General features: G+C 58.0%; 18 protein-coding genes. 15 read left to right on the top strand and 3 right to left on the bottom strand.

Annotated elements, in window-relative coordinates:
- Nucleotides 1-4 precede the first annotated feature (4 nt).
- The 7 genes from J3P96_RS17100 to J3P96_RS17130 all read left to right on the top strand — a co-directional run bounded on the left by J3P96_RS17100 (nt 5) and on the right by J3P96_RS17130 (nt 6,899).
- Nucleotides 5-418: a TIGR03750 family conjugal transfer protein gene (locus J3P96_RS17100; RefSeq protein ID WP_434652519.1), complete on the top strand. Its 414-nt coding sequence runs from the start codon at nt 5-7 to the stop codon at nt 416-418.
- Complete coding sequence (locus tag J3P96_RS17105; RefSeq protein ID WP_434652521.1) at nt 415-1,056, top strand: PFL_4703 family integrating conjugative element protein; 642 nt, start codon at nt 415-417, stop codon at nt 1,054-1,056. Before J3P96_RS17100 ends, J3P96_RS17105 begins: the two co-directional genes overlap by 4 nt.
- The gene (locus tag J3P96_RS17110; protein WP_434652523.1) at nt 1,053-1,865 is read left to right on the top strand and encodes a TIGR03749 family integrating conjugative element protein; all 813 of its coding nucleotides are present in this window, start codon (nt 1,053-1,055) and stop codon (nt 1,863-1,865) included. Before J3P96_RS17105 ends, J3P96_RS17110 begins: the two co-directional genes overlap by 4 nt.
- Nucleotides 1,855-3,372 (top strand): TIGR03752 family integrating conjugative element protein, encoded by a 1,518-nt coding sequence (locus J3P96_RS17115; RefSeq protein WP_434652525.1) that lies wholly within the window; start codon nt 1,855-1,857, stop codon nt 3,370-3,372. Before J3P96_RS17110 ends, J3P96_RS17115 begins: the two co-directional genes overlap by 11 nt.
- A complete protein-coding gene (locus J3P96_RS17120; RefSeq protein WP_434652527.1) occupies nt 3,335-3,751 on the top strand; it encodes a TIGR03751 family conjugal transfer lipoprotein in 417 nt (138 codons plus the stop codon). Before J3P96_RS17115 ends, J3P96_RS17120 begins: the two co-directional genes overlap by 38 nt.
- Nucleotides 3,751-6,507, top strand: a complete 2,757-nt coding sequence (locus tag J3P96_RS17125; RefSeq protein ID WP_434652529.1) for a conjugative transfer ATPase — start codon at nt 3,751-3,753, stop codon at nt 6,505-6,507. Before J3P96_RS17120 ends, J3P96_RS17125 begins: the two co-directional genes overlap by 1 nt.
- A gap of 119 nt (nt 6,508-6,626) precedes the next feature.
- A complete protein-coding gene (locus tag J3P96_RS17130) occupies nt 6,627-6,899 on the top strand; it encodes an HU family DNA-binding protein (RefSeq protein ID WP_150689142.1) in 273 nt (90 codons plus the stop codon).
- A 131-nt stretch (nt 6,900-7,030) separates the two neighbouring features.
- Here J3P96_RS17130 and J3P96_RS17135 read toward each other — a convergent pair whose 3' ends face one another.
- Nucleotides 7,031-7,303 (bottom strand): LasR-specific antiactivator QslA, encoded by a 273-nt coding sequence (locus tag J3P96_RS17135; RefSeq protein WP_150689143.1) that lies wholly within the window; start codon nt 7,301-7,303, stop codon nt 7,031-7,033.
- Nucleotides 7,304-7,471: 168 nt separating this feature from the next.
- On the opposite strand from J3P96_RS17135, the gene J3P96_RS17140 reads away from it, so the two are divergent.
- From J3P96_RS17140 to J3P96_RS17160, 5 genes are all read left to right on the top strand, one after another.
- On the top strand, nt 7,472-7,726 hold the full coding sequence (locus J3P96_RS17140; RefSeq protein WP_150689144.1) for a helix-turn-helix domain-containing protein: 255 nt from the start codon (nt 7,472-7,474) through the stop codon (nt 7,724-7,726).
- Nucleotides 7,727-7,831: 105 nt separating this feature from the next.
- Nucleotides 7,832-8,788 carry a TIGR03756 family integrating conjugative element protein gene (locus J3P96_RS17145; protein ID WP_434652532.1) on the top strand — a complete coding sequence of 319 codons (957 nt, stop codon included), beginning with the start codon at nt 7,832-7,834 and terminating at the stop codon, nt 8,786-8,788.
- Nucleotides 8,785-10,167 (top strand): integrating conjugative element protein, encoded by a 1,383-nt coding sequence (locus J3P96_RS17150; RefSeq protein WP_434652534.1) that lies wholly within the window; start codon nt 8,785-8,787, stop codon nt 10,165-10,167. The genes J3P96_RS17145 and J3P96_RS17150 overlap by 4 nt, the downstream gene beginning before the upstream one ends.
- Nucleotides 10,168-10,170: 3 nt before the next feature.
- On the top strand, nt 10,171-10,479 hold the full coding sequence (locus tag J3P96_RS17155) for a hypothetical protein (RefSeq protein ID WP_150689147.1): 309 nt from the start codon (nt 10,171-10,173) through the stop codon (nt 10,477-10,479).
- Nucleotides 10,480-10,488: 9 nt separating this feature from the next.
- Nucleotides 10,489-12,030 (top strand): conjugal transfer protein TraG N-terminal domain-containing protein, encoded by a 1,542-nt coding sequence (locus J3P96_RS17160; protein WP_434652537.1) that lies wholly within the window; start codon nt 10,489-10,491, stop codon nt 12,028-12,030.
- Here J3P96_RS17160 and J3P96_RS17165 read toward each other — a convergent pair.
- The gene (locus tag J3P96_RS17165) at nt 12,019-12,417 is read right to left on the bottom strand and encodes a DUF3742 family protein (RefSeq protein WP_434652539.1); all 399 of its coding nucleotides are present in this window, start codon (nt 12,415-12,417) and stop codon (nt 12,019-12,021) included. The genes J3P96_RS17160 and J3P96_RS17165 overlap by 12 nt on opposite strands.
- A 448-nt stretch (nt 12,418-12,865) precedes the next feature.
- Between J3P96_RS17165 and J3P96_RS17170 the strand changes: the two genes are divergently transcribed.
- Complete coding sequence (locus J3P96_RS17170) at nt 12,866-13,195, top strand: hypothetical protein (RefSeq protein WP_434652541.1); 330 nt, start codon at nt 12,866-12,868, stop codon at nt 13,193-13,195.
- A 131-nt stretch (nt 13,196-13,326) separates the two neighbouring features.
- Complete coding sequence (locus J3P96_RS17175) at nt 13,327-14,289, top strand: ArdC family protein (protein WP_434652543.1); 963 nt, start codon at nt 13,327-13,329, stop codon at nt 14,287-14,289.
- Nucleotides 14,290-14,423: 134 nt separating this feature from the next.
- Here J3P96_RS17175 and J3P96_RS17180 read toward each other — a convergent pair whose 3' ends face one another.
- Nucleotides 14,424-14,618: a DUF7740 domain-containing protein gene (locus J3P96_RS17180; RefSeq protein WP_025214500.1), complete on the bottom strand. Its 195-nt coding sequence runs from the start codon at nt 14,616-14,618 to the stop codon at nt 14,424-14,426.
- 232 nt (nt 14,619-14,850) lie between these two features.
- Between J3P96_RS17180 and mobH the strand changes: the two genes are divergently transcribed.
- On the top strand, nt 14,851-16,584 hold the full coding sequence (gene mobH, locus J3P96_RS17185) for a MobH family relaxase (RefSeq protein WP_434652545.1): 1,734 nt from the start codon (nt 14,851-14,853) through the stop codon (nt 16,582-16,584).
- Nucleotides 16,585-16,671 lie beyond the last annotated feature (87 nt).

Here is a 16,671-nt window from a genome sequence, read left to right on the forward strand (position 1 = left end):
CGACATGAACGACACTATCGAACGCCTTGCCGACGGCACCTTGGTTTTTCTGCCTGAGCGACTCAATCGTGATCCCGCCGTGTTACGCGGTTTGACCAACGATGAGATGTGGGTGGCGCTCGGTGTCGGCGCATTCATCGGCTTGGTGCTGGGTGTCCCTCTGGCGATTGCCACCTCCTCCATTGCTGTGGCGCCGACCAGCATGATCGCAGGCATGGCGGTGGTGTTACTTGCTGGTGGCGCGCTACTGCGTCGGGCCAAACGCGCCCGGCCCGAGACCTGGTTGTACCGCAAACTCGAATGGATCCTCGCCAGCCGTTGGCGCTTGGGTCGCGGAAGTTTGATCCTCCACTCCGGCCCCTGGACGGTTCGCCGTTCGCGTCGGCTGCGCCCTGCTCTTTCGCGGTGGCAACCATGAGTCGCTTTCGAAACAAGGTGGATGCCCAACAGGCCCACATTTTCAGTCTACGTCTGGCGGTAATTATCCTTGCCTTGCTCTGTGCCGGACTCTGGTATGGCTGGCGCTCGGCACCTACTGATCTGACAGTGCACGTCCCGCCGGACCTGCGCTCGGGTAGCACTCGCAAGTGGTGGGATATCCCCTCAGAGAATGTCTATGCCTTCGCCCTATACATCTTCGGTCAACTTAACCGCTGGCCTTCGGATGGCGAACAGGATTACCGCCGCGCTATCTACAGCTTGCAGTCCTACCTGACACCCGCCTGCAAAGCCTTCCTCGAGGGCGACTACGAGTACCGCAAGGCCGCCGGCGAGCTGCGCCAGCGGGTACGTGGCGTCTACGAAATTCTGGGACGAGGTTACAGCGAATATCCGGAACTCAGGGTCAAGCAACTCGATCACGACAGCTGGCTGGTCACCCTCGACCTCAACGCTGATGAGTATTACGCCGCCGAACCGGTGAAGCGGGTGGTGGTGCGTTATCCATTGCGCGTGGTGCGTTTCGACCTGGACCCCGAACGCAATAAGTGGGGACTGGCACTGGATTGTTATCAGGGCACGCCGCAGAAAATCTCCCTGTCTGGAGGTGAGCCATGAAGCGGATTTCTATTCTGGGACTCACCGTCGCACTGATGCTGTGGGACGTTGCAGCGCAGGCCGTCGAGCTGATGCACTGGGAACGCCTTCCCCTTGCGGTCCCGCTGGTTATCAATCAGGAGCGGGTGGTCTTTGTCGATGAAAATGTTCGAGTTGGAGTGCCCTCATCCCTGAGGGACAAGCTGCGCGTGCAATCTACCGGCGGCACGCTGTACTTGCGCGCGTCGGAAGCCATTGCCCCGACTCGACTGCAACTGCAATCGGTCACGACGGGCGAGATCATCCTGCTGGATGTCGAGGCCACACCTGGTGATCAGCCGCTGGAGCCCGTGCGTATTATCAAGAACGCTCCGGTGCAGGCTACCGAGACGGAATCCAGCACCGCCTCTGTTCCAGAACGTACGCCGATCCCGGTCGCTTTGACGCGCTACGCCGCGCAAAGCCTGTACGCGCCGCTGCGCACCGTAGAATCCCTGCCCGGCGTACGCCGCGTCCCGCTCAAGCTGCGCAGCGAACTGCCAACCTTGCTGCCGACCGAAAACGTTTCCAGCACACCCATTGCCGCCTGGCGATTAGGTGAATACTGGGTGACGGCGGTGAAATTGCGCAATCGTGGTTTAGAGACGGTGCAACTCGATCCACGTCGACTTCAGGCCAAGCTGTTCGCCGCGGCTTTCCAACATGCTTTCCTCGGGCCGGTCGGCAGTGCAGAAGACACCACGATCGCCTACCTCGTCACTCGCGATGCCGGCCTCGAACACGCCGTACTGCTTCCGCCCGTTGCGCGAGGTGCTGGCGATGAGGACTAACGCATTGCTCAAATGGCTGGTACCGGCTGCGCTGCTGGGCGTGGTGTTGATTATTCTGAAAACTTGGGTCGCGGATGGCAGCAGTTCCTCTCCAGAGAAGTCGGTTGATCAAGGCAATCTTCAGTTATCCGCCGAGCAAGCCAAGTCACTCGGTATTGCGGGCGACACCCCACGCGATACGGTCGCCACCCTGATCGGCCAGGTGAAGGCCATGCGCAGCGACATGCTCGGCTTAAAAAAACACAATGATTCGTTGCAAACGGAGAACATCCGCCTGCGCGAGCGGGAAAACAGTGTTGATTCGCGTATCCAGACGGCGCTAGGCAGTGTGACCCAGCAAGTCGACGAAGGCCGCCGACAAGCCAACGAGGCCCGACTCAAAGCGGAACAAGACAGTCGCCAGGCCCGTGGCCTGCTGACACAATTGCAAGAACAGCTCTCGGGGCTGACCGGCAAAGACAAGGACATGCCGATCGGATTGGGGCTTGAGCCAGGCGACGGTGCTAAGTTCGAAGGGCAGCATTCTGCCAATGATGCATTGCAATGGATTGAGCCCTCGGATGCTCGGCCCACCGACGCCCAGGGCAAAACCAAGACCGTGTCCGCGCTGAGTCTGCCTACTGCCTTCAACTCACTGGAGGGTTTGAAGGACAATGCCATCGACCGCAGCCAGAAGCAGTTACGCGAGGTCACCAAGGGTGAACGTGAACTGACACGCTCCGCTGATCGTACCGAAGGCGCGAAGCCGGTCTACACGATCCCCGAAAACGCCACGCTGATGGGCTCGATCGCCATGACCGCGCTGATCGGCCGAGTCCCGGTGGACGGCACCGTGAATGACCCCTATCCCTTCAAGGTGCTGGTCGGTCCGGAGAACCTGACGGCCAACGGCATCGACCTGCCGGACGTCGCGGGGGCCGTGATGAGCGGTACGGCGTCCGGTGACTGGACCCTGTCTTGCGTACGCGGACAGGTCGAGTCGATCACCTTTGTATTTACCGATGGCACCATCCGCACGGTGCCTCAGCCAAAGGCAGTAGCCAGCCGCAACGCCTCCACCACTCAGAGCTCGAACACCGACAAGATCCGTGGCGGACTCGGTTACTTGTCCGATCCATATGGCATCCCGTGCATTGCCGGCGAACGCCGCTCAAACGCTCAACAGTACCTCGGCAGCCAGAGCGTGATCACTGCCGCCGGCGCCGGCGTCGCCGCCTTGCTTGGGGATGAGCAGAACAACAGCAGCGTGATCAGTTCGGGCGGCAGTACGCTCGGGGTTACCAGCAGCAGTGGCAATAGCGCGCTGAATTCAATTCTCAGTGGTGGGGTCAGCGACATCCGTGAGTGGATCAACAAACTCTATGGCGAGACCTTTGCTGCCGTGTACGTGCCACCGGCCGCCCAAGTCGCTCTTCACCTCGACCATGAGATCACCATCGACTACGAGCCCAAGGGCCGGAGCGTTCGCCATGAAAAAGATCATGCCTCCCTACCTAATCTGGATTAGCGCGTTCTGCTGGGGCCTGGCAGGGTGTTCCACCGACAAAGAAACGCTTCTGCCCCATGGCGAGCAAACCATGCTGGACATCTGGAGCGGCGCCGGTTCGCAAGGCACTCAGCAGCAACTGTTAGATGCTCGGCAGCAGCTACGCCGCCCGCTGGCTCAGGCGGACTTCTCCGCGCCTCTCCAGGAACCGTATACGCGCACCGCAGCGAACGAGATCCACAGTCTGTTCCCCCGCCTGCCCAATCCCGATCTGGTGCTGTACGTGTATCCGCATTTGAGTGGTACCGAGCAGGCACCGGTCCCGGGGTACTCAACCGTCTTTCCGTTCTACCAACAGGTGCAGTACGCATTACCGGGTGAACGTCAGGAAGACTTGTAGTGCGTAGCAGCGATTCGGATAACCGCACTGGCGCGTGGAAAGCCTGGCGCAACCCATTACGTCCTCGCGCCACCTTGGCCGATGAAGCTGCACTCTATGCGCACAACCCCAGCTTCACTGATCACCTACCTTGGGTCGAATACCTCGATACCGAGCAGTGTTTTCTGCTTGATGACAATCGTTCGGTGGGTGCGTTGTTCGAGTTGCTGCCCATCGGCACTGAAGGGCGCGAACCAGATTGGTTGATGGCGGCCCGCGACGCCCTTGAAGACGCCCTGCAGGATAGCTTTGACGAGCTGGATCAAGCGCCGTGGGTGGCGCAGTTTTTCTGCCAGGACGACAACGACTTCACCCCCTACCTGACGCGTCTCACCGATTATATTCAGGACGGCGCCCGAGGCACGATCTTCACCGAGGCATACTTGGACCTCACTCGCCGTCATCTGCAGGTCATCGCCAAGCCCGGCGGGCTGTTCGAGGATAAGGTGGTGACACGCCTACCCTGGCGTGGCAATAACCGCCGGGTGCGCCTGGTGATCTATCGCTGGCTTGAGGCTGGCGCCGACGATACGGGACTCACCCCTGTGCAATCCCTGCAGCAGGCTTGCGAACGTATTGCGGCTTCGTTGCAGGCGTGCGGCGTGCAATCGGCACGCGTTGACGGCCGCGGTTTGTATGCCTGGTTATTGCCCTGGTTCAATCCGGCGCCCAGGCTCACGGATGAAACGCCGGAGGGCTTTTACCAACGTGTTGCCTATCCAGAGCCTGCTGATGGCGAGTCGCTGGAATTGCCCTTCGATCACGACTTCGCCGAACGGTTGTTCTTCAACGAACCGTGTTCGGATGCGCAACGGGGACTCTGGCACTTCGATGGGCAACCCCATCGGGTCATGGTGGTGGACAAACTGAGACGGGCACCGTCGATTGGTCAACTCACCGGAGAAAACCGTAAGGGTGATGCAACCAATGCCCTATTCGACCAGTTACCCGAAGGCACGGTGATGAGTCTGACCTTGGTGGTCAAGCCGCAGGATGTGCTCGAAGACCAGTTAAACCGATTGGCGCGCAAAGCCATCGGTGAAAACCTGGCCTCGACCCAGACCCGTCAGGATGTCGAGGAGGCTCGTGCGATCATCGGTCGCCAGCATAAGCTGTACCGCGGCACCCTGGCGTTCTATGTGCGCGGTCACGATGAACAGCAACTGCACCAGCGCTCGGTCAGCCTGGCCAACGCGCTGTTGGGCGCGGGGCTGCAACCGGTACGCGAAGGCGATGAAGTCGCCGCCTGCAACAGCTACCTACGTTGGTTGCCGATGGTTTACAACCCGGCCCGCGACACGCGCAACTGGTACACGCGCCTGATGTTCGCCCAGCACCTGGCGAACCTGGTTCCGGTGTGGGGCCGCAGCACCGGCACCGGCCACCCGGGCATCACTCTATTCAACCGTGGTGGCTCGCCGTTGAGTTTTGATCCGTTGTCACGTCGGGACCGGGCCATGAACGGCCACCTGCTGTTGTTCGGCCCGACCGGCGCCGGTAAGTCGGCCACCCTGGTCACCCTGCTGATGCAGGTCATGGCGGTGTACCGCCCTCGCCTGTTTATCGTCGAAGCCGGCAATTCGTTTGGTTTGCAGGGCGAATACTTCGCAACACAGGATCTGTCGGTCAACAAGGTCCAACTGAAACCTGGCACCTCGATCAGTCTCGCCCCGTTCGCCGATGCTTGGCGCCTTGTCGAGCAGCCGGATCAAGTGGCGAACCTGTCGATTGATGAGTGGGACGATGAGGCGGTAGCCAGTCGCGAAGACCAACGCGATGTTCTTGGCGAATTGGAAATCACCGCCCGCCTGATGATCACCGGCGGCGAGACCAAGGAAGAGGCGCGCCTGAGTCGAGCCGATCGCAGCTTGATCCGCGGGTGCATTCTCGATGCGGCACAGACCTGTGTCGCAGCGGGTCGCCAGGTGCTAACCCGCGACGTGCGTGACGCCTTGCTGCACGTCGCCGCCGACCCGCACCTACCGGAAAAGCGTCGTGAACGAGCCCAGGAAATGGGCGAGTCCATCGACCTGTTTTGCCAGGGGTTCGAGGGTGAACTGTTTGATCGCGAAGGCACACCTTGGCCCGAAAGCGATGTGACCATTGTCGATCTCGCCACTTACGCGCGTGAAGGCTACGAAGCCCAGATGTCCATCAGCTACATCAGCCTGATGAACACCGTGAACAACCTTGCCGAGCGCGACCAGTACTTGGGCCGACCAATCATCATGGTCACCGACGAAGGCCATATCATCACCAAAAACCCGCTGCTGGCGCCGTTTGTGGTCAAGGGAACGAAGATGTGGCGCAAGCTCGGTGCCTGGTTCTGGCTGGCAACGCAAAACCTTGCCGACTTCCCCACCGCCGCGCAGACCATGCTCAACATGATCGAATGGTGGATTTGCTTGAACATGCCGCCCGCGGAAATCGAAGAGATTGCACGATTCAAGAAACTCACGCCGGCACAGAAAGCTTTGTTGCTCTCCGCCAGTAAAGAGCCTGGGAAATACACCGAGGGAGTCGTGCTGTCGAAAAAGCTCGAAACGCTGTTTCGAGCCGTACCACCCAGCCTCTATCTCGCCTTGGCCATGACGGAGCCCGAGGAAAAAGCCGAGCGCTGGAGGTTGATGCAGGAGAACGGTTGCTCGGAGTTGGAAGCAGCTTTCCAGGTAGCTGAGCGTATTGACCAGACCCGAGGAATCGGGACGTTAGGATAGATTTGAAGACCAAATAGCGTTACGTCTGCGCAGGGCTGGAGTGCGGTTTTGTGGTAGATATCCGAGAACTATCTGAGTAGATTACTCGTCGACACTCAGCCAAGCGGAAGGAGTCACACATGAATAAAAACGATCTAATCGAGGCCATAGCGAGTTCCGCCGACCTCCCGAAGTCTACCGCCGGACGCGCACTGGATGCCCTCACAACCGTCATAACCACTGCGTTGAAAGGTGGTGAGAACGTCACCTTGGTTGGATTTGGTACCTTTGCGGTGAAAGCGCGTGCAGCGCGCGACGGACGTAACCCTCAAACGGGGGCCACCCTCAAGATCGCAGCCTCGAAGACGCCGAGTTTCAAAGCCGGTAAATCGCTGAAAGACGCGGTTAACTAGACGCTGGTGGCGATTACCCAATACCAACTCTTCGAGAGCGCTGGTATTGGGGCTTCAGCAGCCGAAACGCTGGCTGAACTCTGGGAGCGGTTCGAGCTTTGTGTTTGAACGCGTCTTTAGGGAAGTTCTTTTCAACCTTGATTTGGGCTGGGTGGCACACTGCTTAGCCGCTGCTGAATCCTCAACAAAAAACCAGCTTCAAAAGCATCCTGGCAGTCACCGACAGGAAAGGTTTTGCGCGTTTGCGCCAATTCCCACCACAGTGGAATCTCGCCGGACGTATCAAGCCAAGCCTGGGCGCATTGCACGCCACGTTCGATCATTGGGGCAAATTCGTCGCTCCAAGGTGTCAGAAGACTCGAGCAACCATCCGCCGCAGGAATTGAAACGTAGTTTTCGTCCATACACACCCTAGATTTCTGATTTATTGTTAGACGCGCAGGCCAGCCATGAAATCTTAACGACACCAAATGAACGCTCGATAACAGGCAAGGGCATCAAATAGCCTAGATCAACGCCAATGTAGACTATATCCCGTGGATTGAGAGTCCCTCAAGGCGCAATTTGCGCGCATGACTCAAGACTTCGAACAGCTCCGTCTGCAGTTGGCGGAAAACATCCGCTTGATGCGACGCGTGAAGAACCTTACCCAAGAGCAATTGGCGCTCATGGCCGAGCTGGATCGTACCTACGTCAGTCAAATCGAACGATGCACGGCCAATCCGTCGCTGCTGGTCCTATGCAAACTCGCCAATATTTTTGAAATTACCACAGATCAGCTACTTGTAGGCGCCGATACCCTGCGCAGCCTCCTCCACGTCAAATAATAGTCTCACGTCTCATAAATCCGACAGATCCGCCTTCATAATTCCCGCTGACAGTCTTCAGTCCCTAACCGAACCTGCCCAGGCCATACACCGAGAGCCTGGATCATGCCCATTGCCTGCTCGTCAATCCCGCCCACAAAGCTACGGCCATTGGCGCTGAGCGTGTTGCTGGCGTGCGGCCCAAGCATGGCGCTGGACACCGGCAGCATTACGTCCTCTGCGCTTTCGCCAAGCTGTCTCGAATATAGGGTCATCGGTATTTGTTTCTGGCTCCTGTGCACACCCTTCGGCTGCACAGTCAAAACCTCGACCAAGGTGCGTCATTTCATTCCTGAGCTGGTGGTTTCCAGCTACGCCACCACCGGCAATAATCCATGGACCGAGATGGCCACCCTCTCCGCTCCCATCAATGGTGCGGAAGGTGGCGGTAATCTGATCACGTCGAATAACCAACGCGACAATCTGCCTCGTTTCAAAAACGTTGATGGAATTGGTCATCCGGGTGGCCGGGTCGCCACACAACTGGCTTCGCAATCCGGCTACGCCTGCGCCAGCGGCGCTACTGCGTTCATGCCCTACTACCTGAGTACCCTGGACTCACTGGCCTGGCGCCATGGCATCCCGGAAAGCCTTTACCCCGAGTCGCTCGTGCCCGGGATCCGTGAAATCGGTCGTCAGCTCGAGGGAAACATGTGGGGCAACGTCTATCCCCGACAAGGATTTTTGGTGCAACCCGACGATTTCAAAGCCGCTGCGGTGATGGCGCAGCGGGCGGGTGATCTCATTACCCGCAACTGGCAACCGCACGTGTATGTCCCGCTCATATCCGTACCACGCGATGGTTATTGGCCGCCTGGCCCAATCGTTGAAAACGACGCTTCGACCCACAAATGGCAATTGCTCTCCCCCGTGGTTCAACCCACATGCGCCATCTTCCCCAGCGATTCGGTGCAGAGCGCGGATGGCGGCTACGCGTGGTCGCTGTGGCGTCCCTATAGCTGCTGCAAGCGTGAGGGACAGACCTTCCTGTTCAGCATCGACTTCGAAGGTGGTGCTTCATGAGTCGGCTTTCTGCAGGACCATGGTTGGGCCCGATGAGTTTGTTGCTCTGCGGACTGCTCGCCGTGGCCACGCATGCCCACGCTGCCGAGGACGATTACCGTCTAGGCACTCAAGGCGAAGTGCTCGACGACCGGGTGATGTACACCATCGGTGGCGGCTCGGCAGCGGGCTCGCCGAGCTCGCTCTATCGCCCCAACGGGCTCGGTGTCGGCGGATCCTGGCAAGCGAACATGATGTGCGGAAACATGAGCCTCACCAATACCTTGCAAAACCAGTTGAACGGCGTCACCGAAGGTTTCCAGCAGATCATGGGCAGCATCGTGCAGAACGCGACCCAAGCCGTGATGTCGCTGCCGGCGTTGATCATCCAGCGCGCTAACCCCGGTCTCTATGAGTTGCTTAGTAACGGGGTGCTGCAGGGGCGTATCGACTTCGACCGCTCCAAACTGACCTGCCAGGCCATGGCCGAAAAGATGGCTGACAAGGTCGGTCAAGCCGGCTGGGGCGCATTGGCCAAGAACCAGGAGATGCAGGGCAACCTCGAACAAACCGGCGGTGATGCGGTGGCCGCGGTGAAAAAAACCGAGGCCCGTAACGGCAATAATGGGGTGTCTTGGGTCGGCGGGCAGAAGGCTGGGGGTAGCGGACAAACACCCATCCGGGCAACCTCCGATGTGGTGCGCGCGGGCTACAACCTGCTGCATAACCGGTCGGTGGATGACAGCGCCTCGATCAGTAGCAGTGATTGCCTGGGCGGCGCTATTTGCCAGGCATGGACCTCACCCCAAGAGGAATCCGAATGGGCTGCTCGAGTGTTGGGCGAGACCGAAGTCGCGACCTGCGACACCTGCGAGACTCTGCGGGCTACCGCAGGCAGCGGACTGACGCCGCTGATCCAGGAGGCCTACAGTGAACACCTCAAAACCCTGCAAGGCTTACTGTCCGGATCTCTGCCGCCGAACCCTGACAATCTGAGCAAAGCCTCCAGCCCGATGCTGCCGGTGACCCGTGGTGTAATCGAAGCCCTGCGCGACGATCCTGATCAGGAACTCCTGGCACGGCGCCTGGCCAGTGAGACGGCCCTGTCCAGCGTGCTCGACAAAGCGCTCCTGCTATTGCGCACGCTGCTGGCAGGCAGCCACGAACCTAATATCGCTTCCGCCGAACCGGCCCAAGCGGCCTTGACGAAAAACATCGACACGCTGGAGCGTGAAATACGCCTGCTGCAGACCGAGCTGCAGGTACGGCAAATGTTGGCAACCAATACCGCCAGCCTCGTACTCGATCGGCATGCCGGAGGTGCCGATGCGTCGCGCACCGTCGAGCAAGGCGACCCCGAGCCAGGCCGACTCAACGACGCTGACGCCAGGCGCAAGTGAGCCATGAAACGTTCACCGCCACTCACTTTGCTTTCGAGTCTGGGGACTGCCGCGGTGATGATCCTGACCGCCGCACTGGTCGCCTGGATCGGCCGCACTGCGCTGGGCAGTTTCGAGGTCTGGCAGCAAGCCTTGGAATCGATACGGCCTTATCTGCGGTGGTGGCGTGCCCTGCTCTATAGCGTCCTCTTTGCACTCTGGTGGGACCTGCTGAGGCGCTATCGACATCGACCACAGGACCGACTTCGCGTGAAACGCGCCGGGACATTAGGGCTCTTGCTGTTTACCTGCGTCGAGCTTACTCGATTGTGAGGTCCCACCATGCTTATGAGCACTAACAGCTACCTGGAGTTTTACCTTTCCCTGCTGGCCTGGATCATCAACAACGGTATCTGGAACGTCCTGTCTGATACTGGATTGTTCGCTGCGCCCTTCGGCGCGATCATCTTGCAAGAGTGGTTGTCGGCCCGCCAGCAAGGCGCGGATGAAGGCAACAAGGGATTGCTCTCGGTACCGAGGATCGAGAACCGGCTTTGGTTGGCCTACATCATCGTATTGTTCGGCTGTGCGCCGGCCTTTCCGCTAAACCTCGCTTCAATGGCGTTCGACGATGCAGCGAGCCAACGCTGCGGTGTCAGCGTGGCGAAGCCAGCGGAAACCGCTTGGGGCACCACGTTCAACACCATCGGCGAACTCTCTGCCAACGTGCCAATCTGGTGGTTTCTGGTTCACGCCTTAAGTAAAGGAGTGACCGCAGCGGCCACCGCCTCCATCCCCTGTGCACCGGATATCCGACAGATGCGCATGGAGATCGACAGCTCGCGCATCGATAACCAGGTACTGCTGCAGGAAGTCGCAGACTTCACTCGCGACTGCTACGGCTATTCCCGTTCTCGGCTGTTCACCAACCGTCCTCAGTTGGACAAGGCACAAAGTCATGATGCGTCCTGGATCGGCTCACGCTATTTTCTCGACACTCCGGGCTACTACGACACCGATCGCTCACGGACACCACGAGTCAGTTGGCCCTACGATGAAACCCGAGATATTTCCTTGCCACGGTTGGAGAATGGCGCGGGCTACCCCACTTGCAAACAGTGGTGGAGTGACAACGGTGTCGGGTTGCGCGAGCGCTTGATCGAGCAAGTCGATCCTTCGCTGCTGACTCAGCTGAAAGGTTGGTTTACTGGCCGTTCGAGTAACGAGATTGAGGACGCCACCCTGCGCGAACTGGTCAGCCCGCGCCAGCAATCGATGTCCATGTCGCCAGGACAGGTGTACCAGGACTACGGCTCCAGCGCTCGTGGTGGGTCGATCAATCAGGGGCTCAATAACCTGGCCACCAATACTGGGCTGGCCCTTGGTTCATTCAGCAACTTCCCGGCAATAAATGCACTACGCGCTGCCCTGCCGATGGTGCAGGCTTTCCTGATCATGGGCGTCATCATCAGCTTGCCGCTGATCCTGCTGGTCAGCACCTACCAGCTAAAGGCCGTCATGACAGTGACGTTCGCGCTGTTCACGCTACATATGCTGACCTTCTGGTGGGAGTTGGCCCGCTGGGTCGACTCCAGCATGCTCGATACCTTGTACAACCAAGTATCGGCATCCAATCAGGTGCTGCTGTCGCTGCCGACATCCGGATTTATGGATGCAACGGTCACGGCGCAGGTGATTGAGTATGTGATGGGGGCAATGTTCATCGTACTGCCTATGCTGTTCCTTGGAGCTATGAGCTGGACAGGATATGCAGTAGGAAACGGGATTCAAGGCATGTTGGCGAACGGCAGCAAAGCAGCAAGTGATTCAGCAAGCAAAGGTACGGATCAAATAGTGGGGGCGGCTAGCCGCTCAATTAGATGATTTGCTGTCGCCGATGTAATGCCCGTAGTCGTCGAAGTCACCAATGTAGAGGTCGGCACCAAGGTAGTCTGGCCCGAGTGCCGCCTCTCTAATATCCGCATCAATGGCAGCCTTGGACACCAGAAGTCCAATCACAGCGACCATCGTCACCACAGAAGCGACCAGCCAGAAACCGATAAAGAGCAACCCAAGGATGAATGCCAGCTTCGTAACCAGAAAGGTCCCGCGAACCAATAGCCCACCCGCAGGCATACCTGTCGCAACCGCACGTTTAGCCACACGAGATTCAAATCCTTTCAACCTGCGATAAACACGTTTTACCGACATACCGCATGCATATGCCCAGCGGTGTGCGCGAGAGATTTGAAGTGGCTGCTGAGCCGGCATGGTTGCGCCCTCTTCTGAGCGTGTTCCTGTGGAAATCGAGACTACAGACTACTACTGAAAATCGCCCATGCTTAACCGTTTATCAGCTTGCTCGGGCGAAAAACTCTTCACTGGAAGACAGAAGACGCAGCTCGTGTACCTGTGCCTCTATAGCCGTTGACCCCATCCATATCATCCAGCTACATAGAGGGTACGGATCGCTGTTACCGACAGCACCTTCCCAGGTAGCCAGAGCCTTCAAAGCTACGTCACTCCGGTGATGGTTCCCCCCAAGTGCGATTAGCGTTCGGTGGCTCGCACGGTCACGTTTCACGGTGATGAACGCCTACTGCTCTCCCGAGCGCCTTCAGGCTCTGCTCATCCCAAATTTCTGGTTTTTCTTCAACCCACCGCGGGGAAACTCTTTCCCCTATGGGACAGGTTTCTTCGCTCCCAACGGAGGTACACCATGTCCGACTCACTCACATCCGAAACACTGGATAGCCTGCGCTTGCCCGTTGTGTTTACTCCAGACGCGTGGCAACGCGCAGTACTGCTCGATGGTTCGAATCATCCTGAAGAACTGCAGCTCGATAGACTGAGCAACGTGGTACGCGCAGCCTTCAAAGCTCACCTGGCCGATCCAAACGCACTCTACGTGGTGTTCGAGGTAGCCAAGTTTGTCTCAGCGAGTGATGCTGATCATGGACCATTGCTGCGACTAAGCCTCAGACTGCTTCAGGCATCAGACCAACCTAACGCCTTACTGATAGCGCTTGCTGAAGAGCAGCAACGCTGAACGCAAACGGCCATACACGGCCATTGATCCAACTCAGGCTATACGCAGTCCTGCACCAAATCCAATCAACACCCACCGGGGAACCCTCCCCGACGGGCAAGGCGTTCCTCCGGTTTTTCGAGGGAAATGCCATGCGCAATATCTACCAAGACGTGACAGACAAGATCGTTACCGCGTTAGACCAAGGCGTAGCGCCCTGGATCAAACCCTGGTCCTCAAGTGGCTCAGCTGACGTCGGTCATCACCAACCCTACCCCATCAACGCCATCACCCAGCGTCCCTATTCGGGCATCAATTTACCGCTGCTCTGGACCGAGGCTAGGTTGCAGGGGTTCACTCAAGATCGCTGGCTGACCTTCAATCAAGCCAAAAAAGCCGGCGGGCACATCCGTAAGGGTGAGCACAGCACTCTGGCAGTGCTCTACAAGCCGATGGAGCGTGAGGAACAGACCGAGTCAGGTCAACCCGTACTCGATGAAAACGGTCAGCCCAAGGTCGCTCACTTTGGCATTCTCAGGACGCATTTTGTGTTCAACATCGAGCAAACGGAGGGGCTCGAAACGCTCAACGAAACTTTGCTCGAAACGGAACCGAGCGATCCCTTCCTCCCCAACGACGCTGCGGAAAACCTGTTGCTAAGTTCGGGCGCAAACATCATTCATCGTTTTACCGACGAAGCCTTTTACCACCCGACCAGGGATCTCATCCAACTGCCGACAAAAGCGCAATTTCACGATCAAGGTGGATACTACGCCACCGCGCTTCACGAGCTGACGCACTGGACCGGACACCACTCTCGGTTGCAGCGCGAGGGAGTGGTCTCACCTTGCCCATTCGGCTCGCCAGACTATGCATTTGAAGAGTTGATCGCGGAAATGGGTGCCGCTTTCTTATGTGCCTACGCAGGCATACGAGGAGAGTTGCGCCACGAGGGATACATCGACTCCTGGCTCGGCCTGCTCAAGGCTGACAACCGCGCGATTTTCCGCGCCAGTGGCCAGGCCCGATGCGCTTCGGAGTACGTGCTCAACCTGGAGCAGCAACGGAAGCAGACGGTAATGGATGACTCGCGATGCATGAACGATGGAGCTTGATCGCCACCTCACCGCTGCAAACGCTTCATAGGGTCCAACACGAGTTGGACCCTTTTTCTATGCCCAGAAAAATCCCCACACTGCGGAGCTTTGACGCAAAGAATATGAGGTAATCCCGTAACCGCAGTACGCCGTTACGTATCCAGATTCTCAGCCAGGTAATCCACCAGCTCGAGTGGACTTCGGCTGTCGATCACCTTGTAGATCAGATCACGTTTGCTTCGCGGTAGCTTCTTGACCACGCTCTTCGCCGAGGCCCTGACGGCTTCGTCTGTTCCATGGATACGTGCCGCGAGCAGGAGCACGAGCGTGGCGTCAGTGAGGTTCATGGCAAGACCCAATAAAATTCGCACCGCAGTGTACCGACACTTTCCTTTTTCGCACCAGCACGCGCATCCAACAAAACGGCACCAGGACAAATCGATATTCCGATTGCCGCACAAAAGGTACATACGGCAAAAGGACGAGCAAGGGTTGGAAGGGGAACGGGAGCTCAAGGGTAAGAGCCCTACCCGAAAAGGCTAAAAGGCCACTGATCCTGCCATTTCCTGGGAGGCCACGATGCTCAGTCTGTTTCGCCGCAAAAGGCAGAAGCCCCCTCCGCCATCAACCATAAACGTCGCTGAAGGTTACCTGCCCGTCAAATCGTCCCAGAGCTTGTTAGCAGCCGAGCATCGCCGCCAGTTGCTTGATCGCATTTGGCAGTACACTGCCCTCTCCCATCCGCAATTCAACCAGCTCTATTTAAATCCGATCCATCGCTACGCCGAGCTGGTCCAGCAGCTTCCAGCCAGCGAGACGCACCACCATGCTTATCTTGGCGGCATGCTCGACCATGGACTGGAACTGGTCGCTTGCAGTTTGAAATTGCGTCAGTCGTATCTGCTGCCGACCGGCGCCGCGCCCGAAGACCAAGCCGCCCAGACCGACGCTTGGTCCGCTGGCATCGCCTATGGCGCGTTGCTGCATGACTTCGGCAAGATCGCCGTGGACCTGCTGGTCGAACGCCAAGACGGTAGCGTCTGGCATCCTTGGCAGGGATCCCTGGACCAACCGTATCGTTTCCGCTACCTCAAGGGTCGCGACTACCACTTGCACGGCGCCGCCGCAGGCTTGCTCTACAACCAGATTCTCGACCGCCCAATCCTCGATTGGCTCAGTGGATTTCCGTCACTGTGGGCCAGTCTGCTGTATGTCCTGGCGGGTCAGTACGAACGTGCCGGCGTGCTGGGCGAATTGGTGACTCAGGCCGACCGCGTTTCCACTGCGCAGAACATCGGTGGCAACCCAAGCAAGGCATTACAAGCGCCCATTCATTCGCTGCAACATCACTTGATCAGCGGACTGCGTCATCTGGTTCTGAACGAGCTGAAACTCAACCAGCCAGGTGCCGCGGGCTGGCTGACCCAGGACTCACTCTGGCTTGTCAGCAAGACGGTCACAGACAAGCTGCGAGCCTACCTGCTGTCGCAATCGATTGAGGGCATTCCCTCGTCCAACCTCGCGGTGTTCGACGAGCTGCAGTCACATGGATTGGTTGAGTCCACGCCGGATGGCAAAGCCATCTGGACTGCGCTTGTGACACAGGGAAATTGGCAGCAGAGTTTCACCTTTCTGCGCCTTCAACCGGCACTGATTTGGGGGAGCGAAGAGCGCCCCGAGGCTTTCAACGGAACGGTAAGCGTTGCACGCGATCACAATCAGCCCAACACTCCGGCATCACCTGCAGCGCCCGAGACTGTCAGTGCAGGATCACGTCAAAGCCCATCGCAGCCCGATCCGCTGACGATGGAAAATGCCGACTACCTCGGCACGTTGTTGGATATGTTCGAGCTGGAAGAGTCTGAGGTCAGCAATGCATCGTCAGCAGGCACCCTCGCAATCTCAAATCCTTCATCGGACAACCCTGGTCAGACATTCCTGAATTGGGTCAAATCAGGCATCCAGAACCACAAGCTGATCATCAACGATAGCAAGGCGAAGATTCACACGGTGGACGGCATGGTGTTTCTGGTAACACCTGGTCTTTTCCAACGCTACGCGCAGGAATATCCCGGTATTTCACAGGGGGGCGATCAAGAAACTGAAAAATGGCGCCGGGTGCAGAAAGAGTTTGAGAAACTGAAGTTCCATAGAAAACGGGGAGATGGTTTGAACATTTGGATCTGTCAGGTGGAAGGTCCTCGAAAGAAAGCGAAACTCAAAGGTTATCTACTAGAAAAATCGGCACTATTGTTCGATACTGTACCTGCTGACAATCCTTTTCTTAAATTGGAAAAGCATGACTTTCCGTAGTATCCCAAAAGAGCTTTTACGCAGAAACGATGCTGTGCCCCCGTCACTGAACCGCTTTCTTGCTCCCCGCAGCGGCTCTTCGCGCTC

Source organism: Pseudomonas sp. R3-56 (assembly GCF_051132075.1).
Classification (GTDB): domain Bacteria; phylum Pseudomonadota; class Gammaproteobacteria; order Pseudomonadales; family Pseudomonadaceae; genus Aquipseudomonas.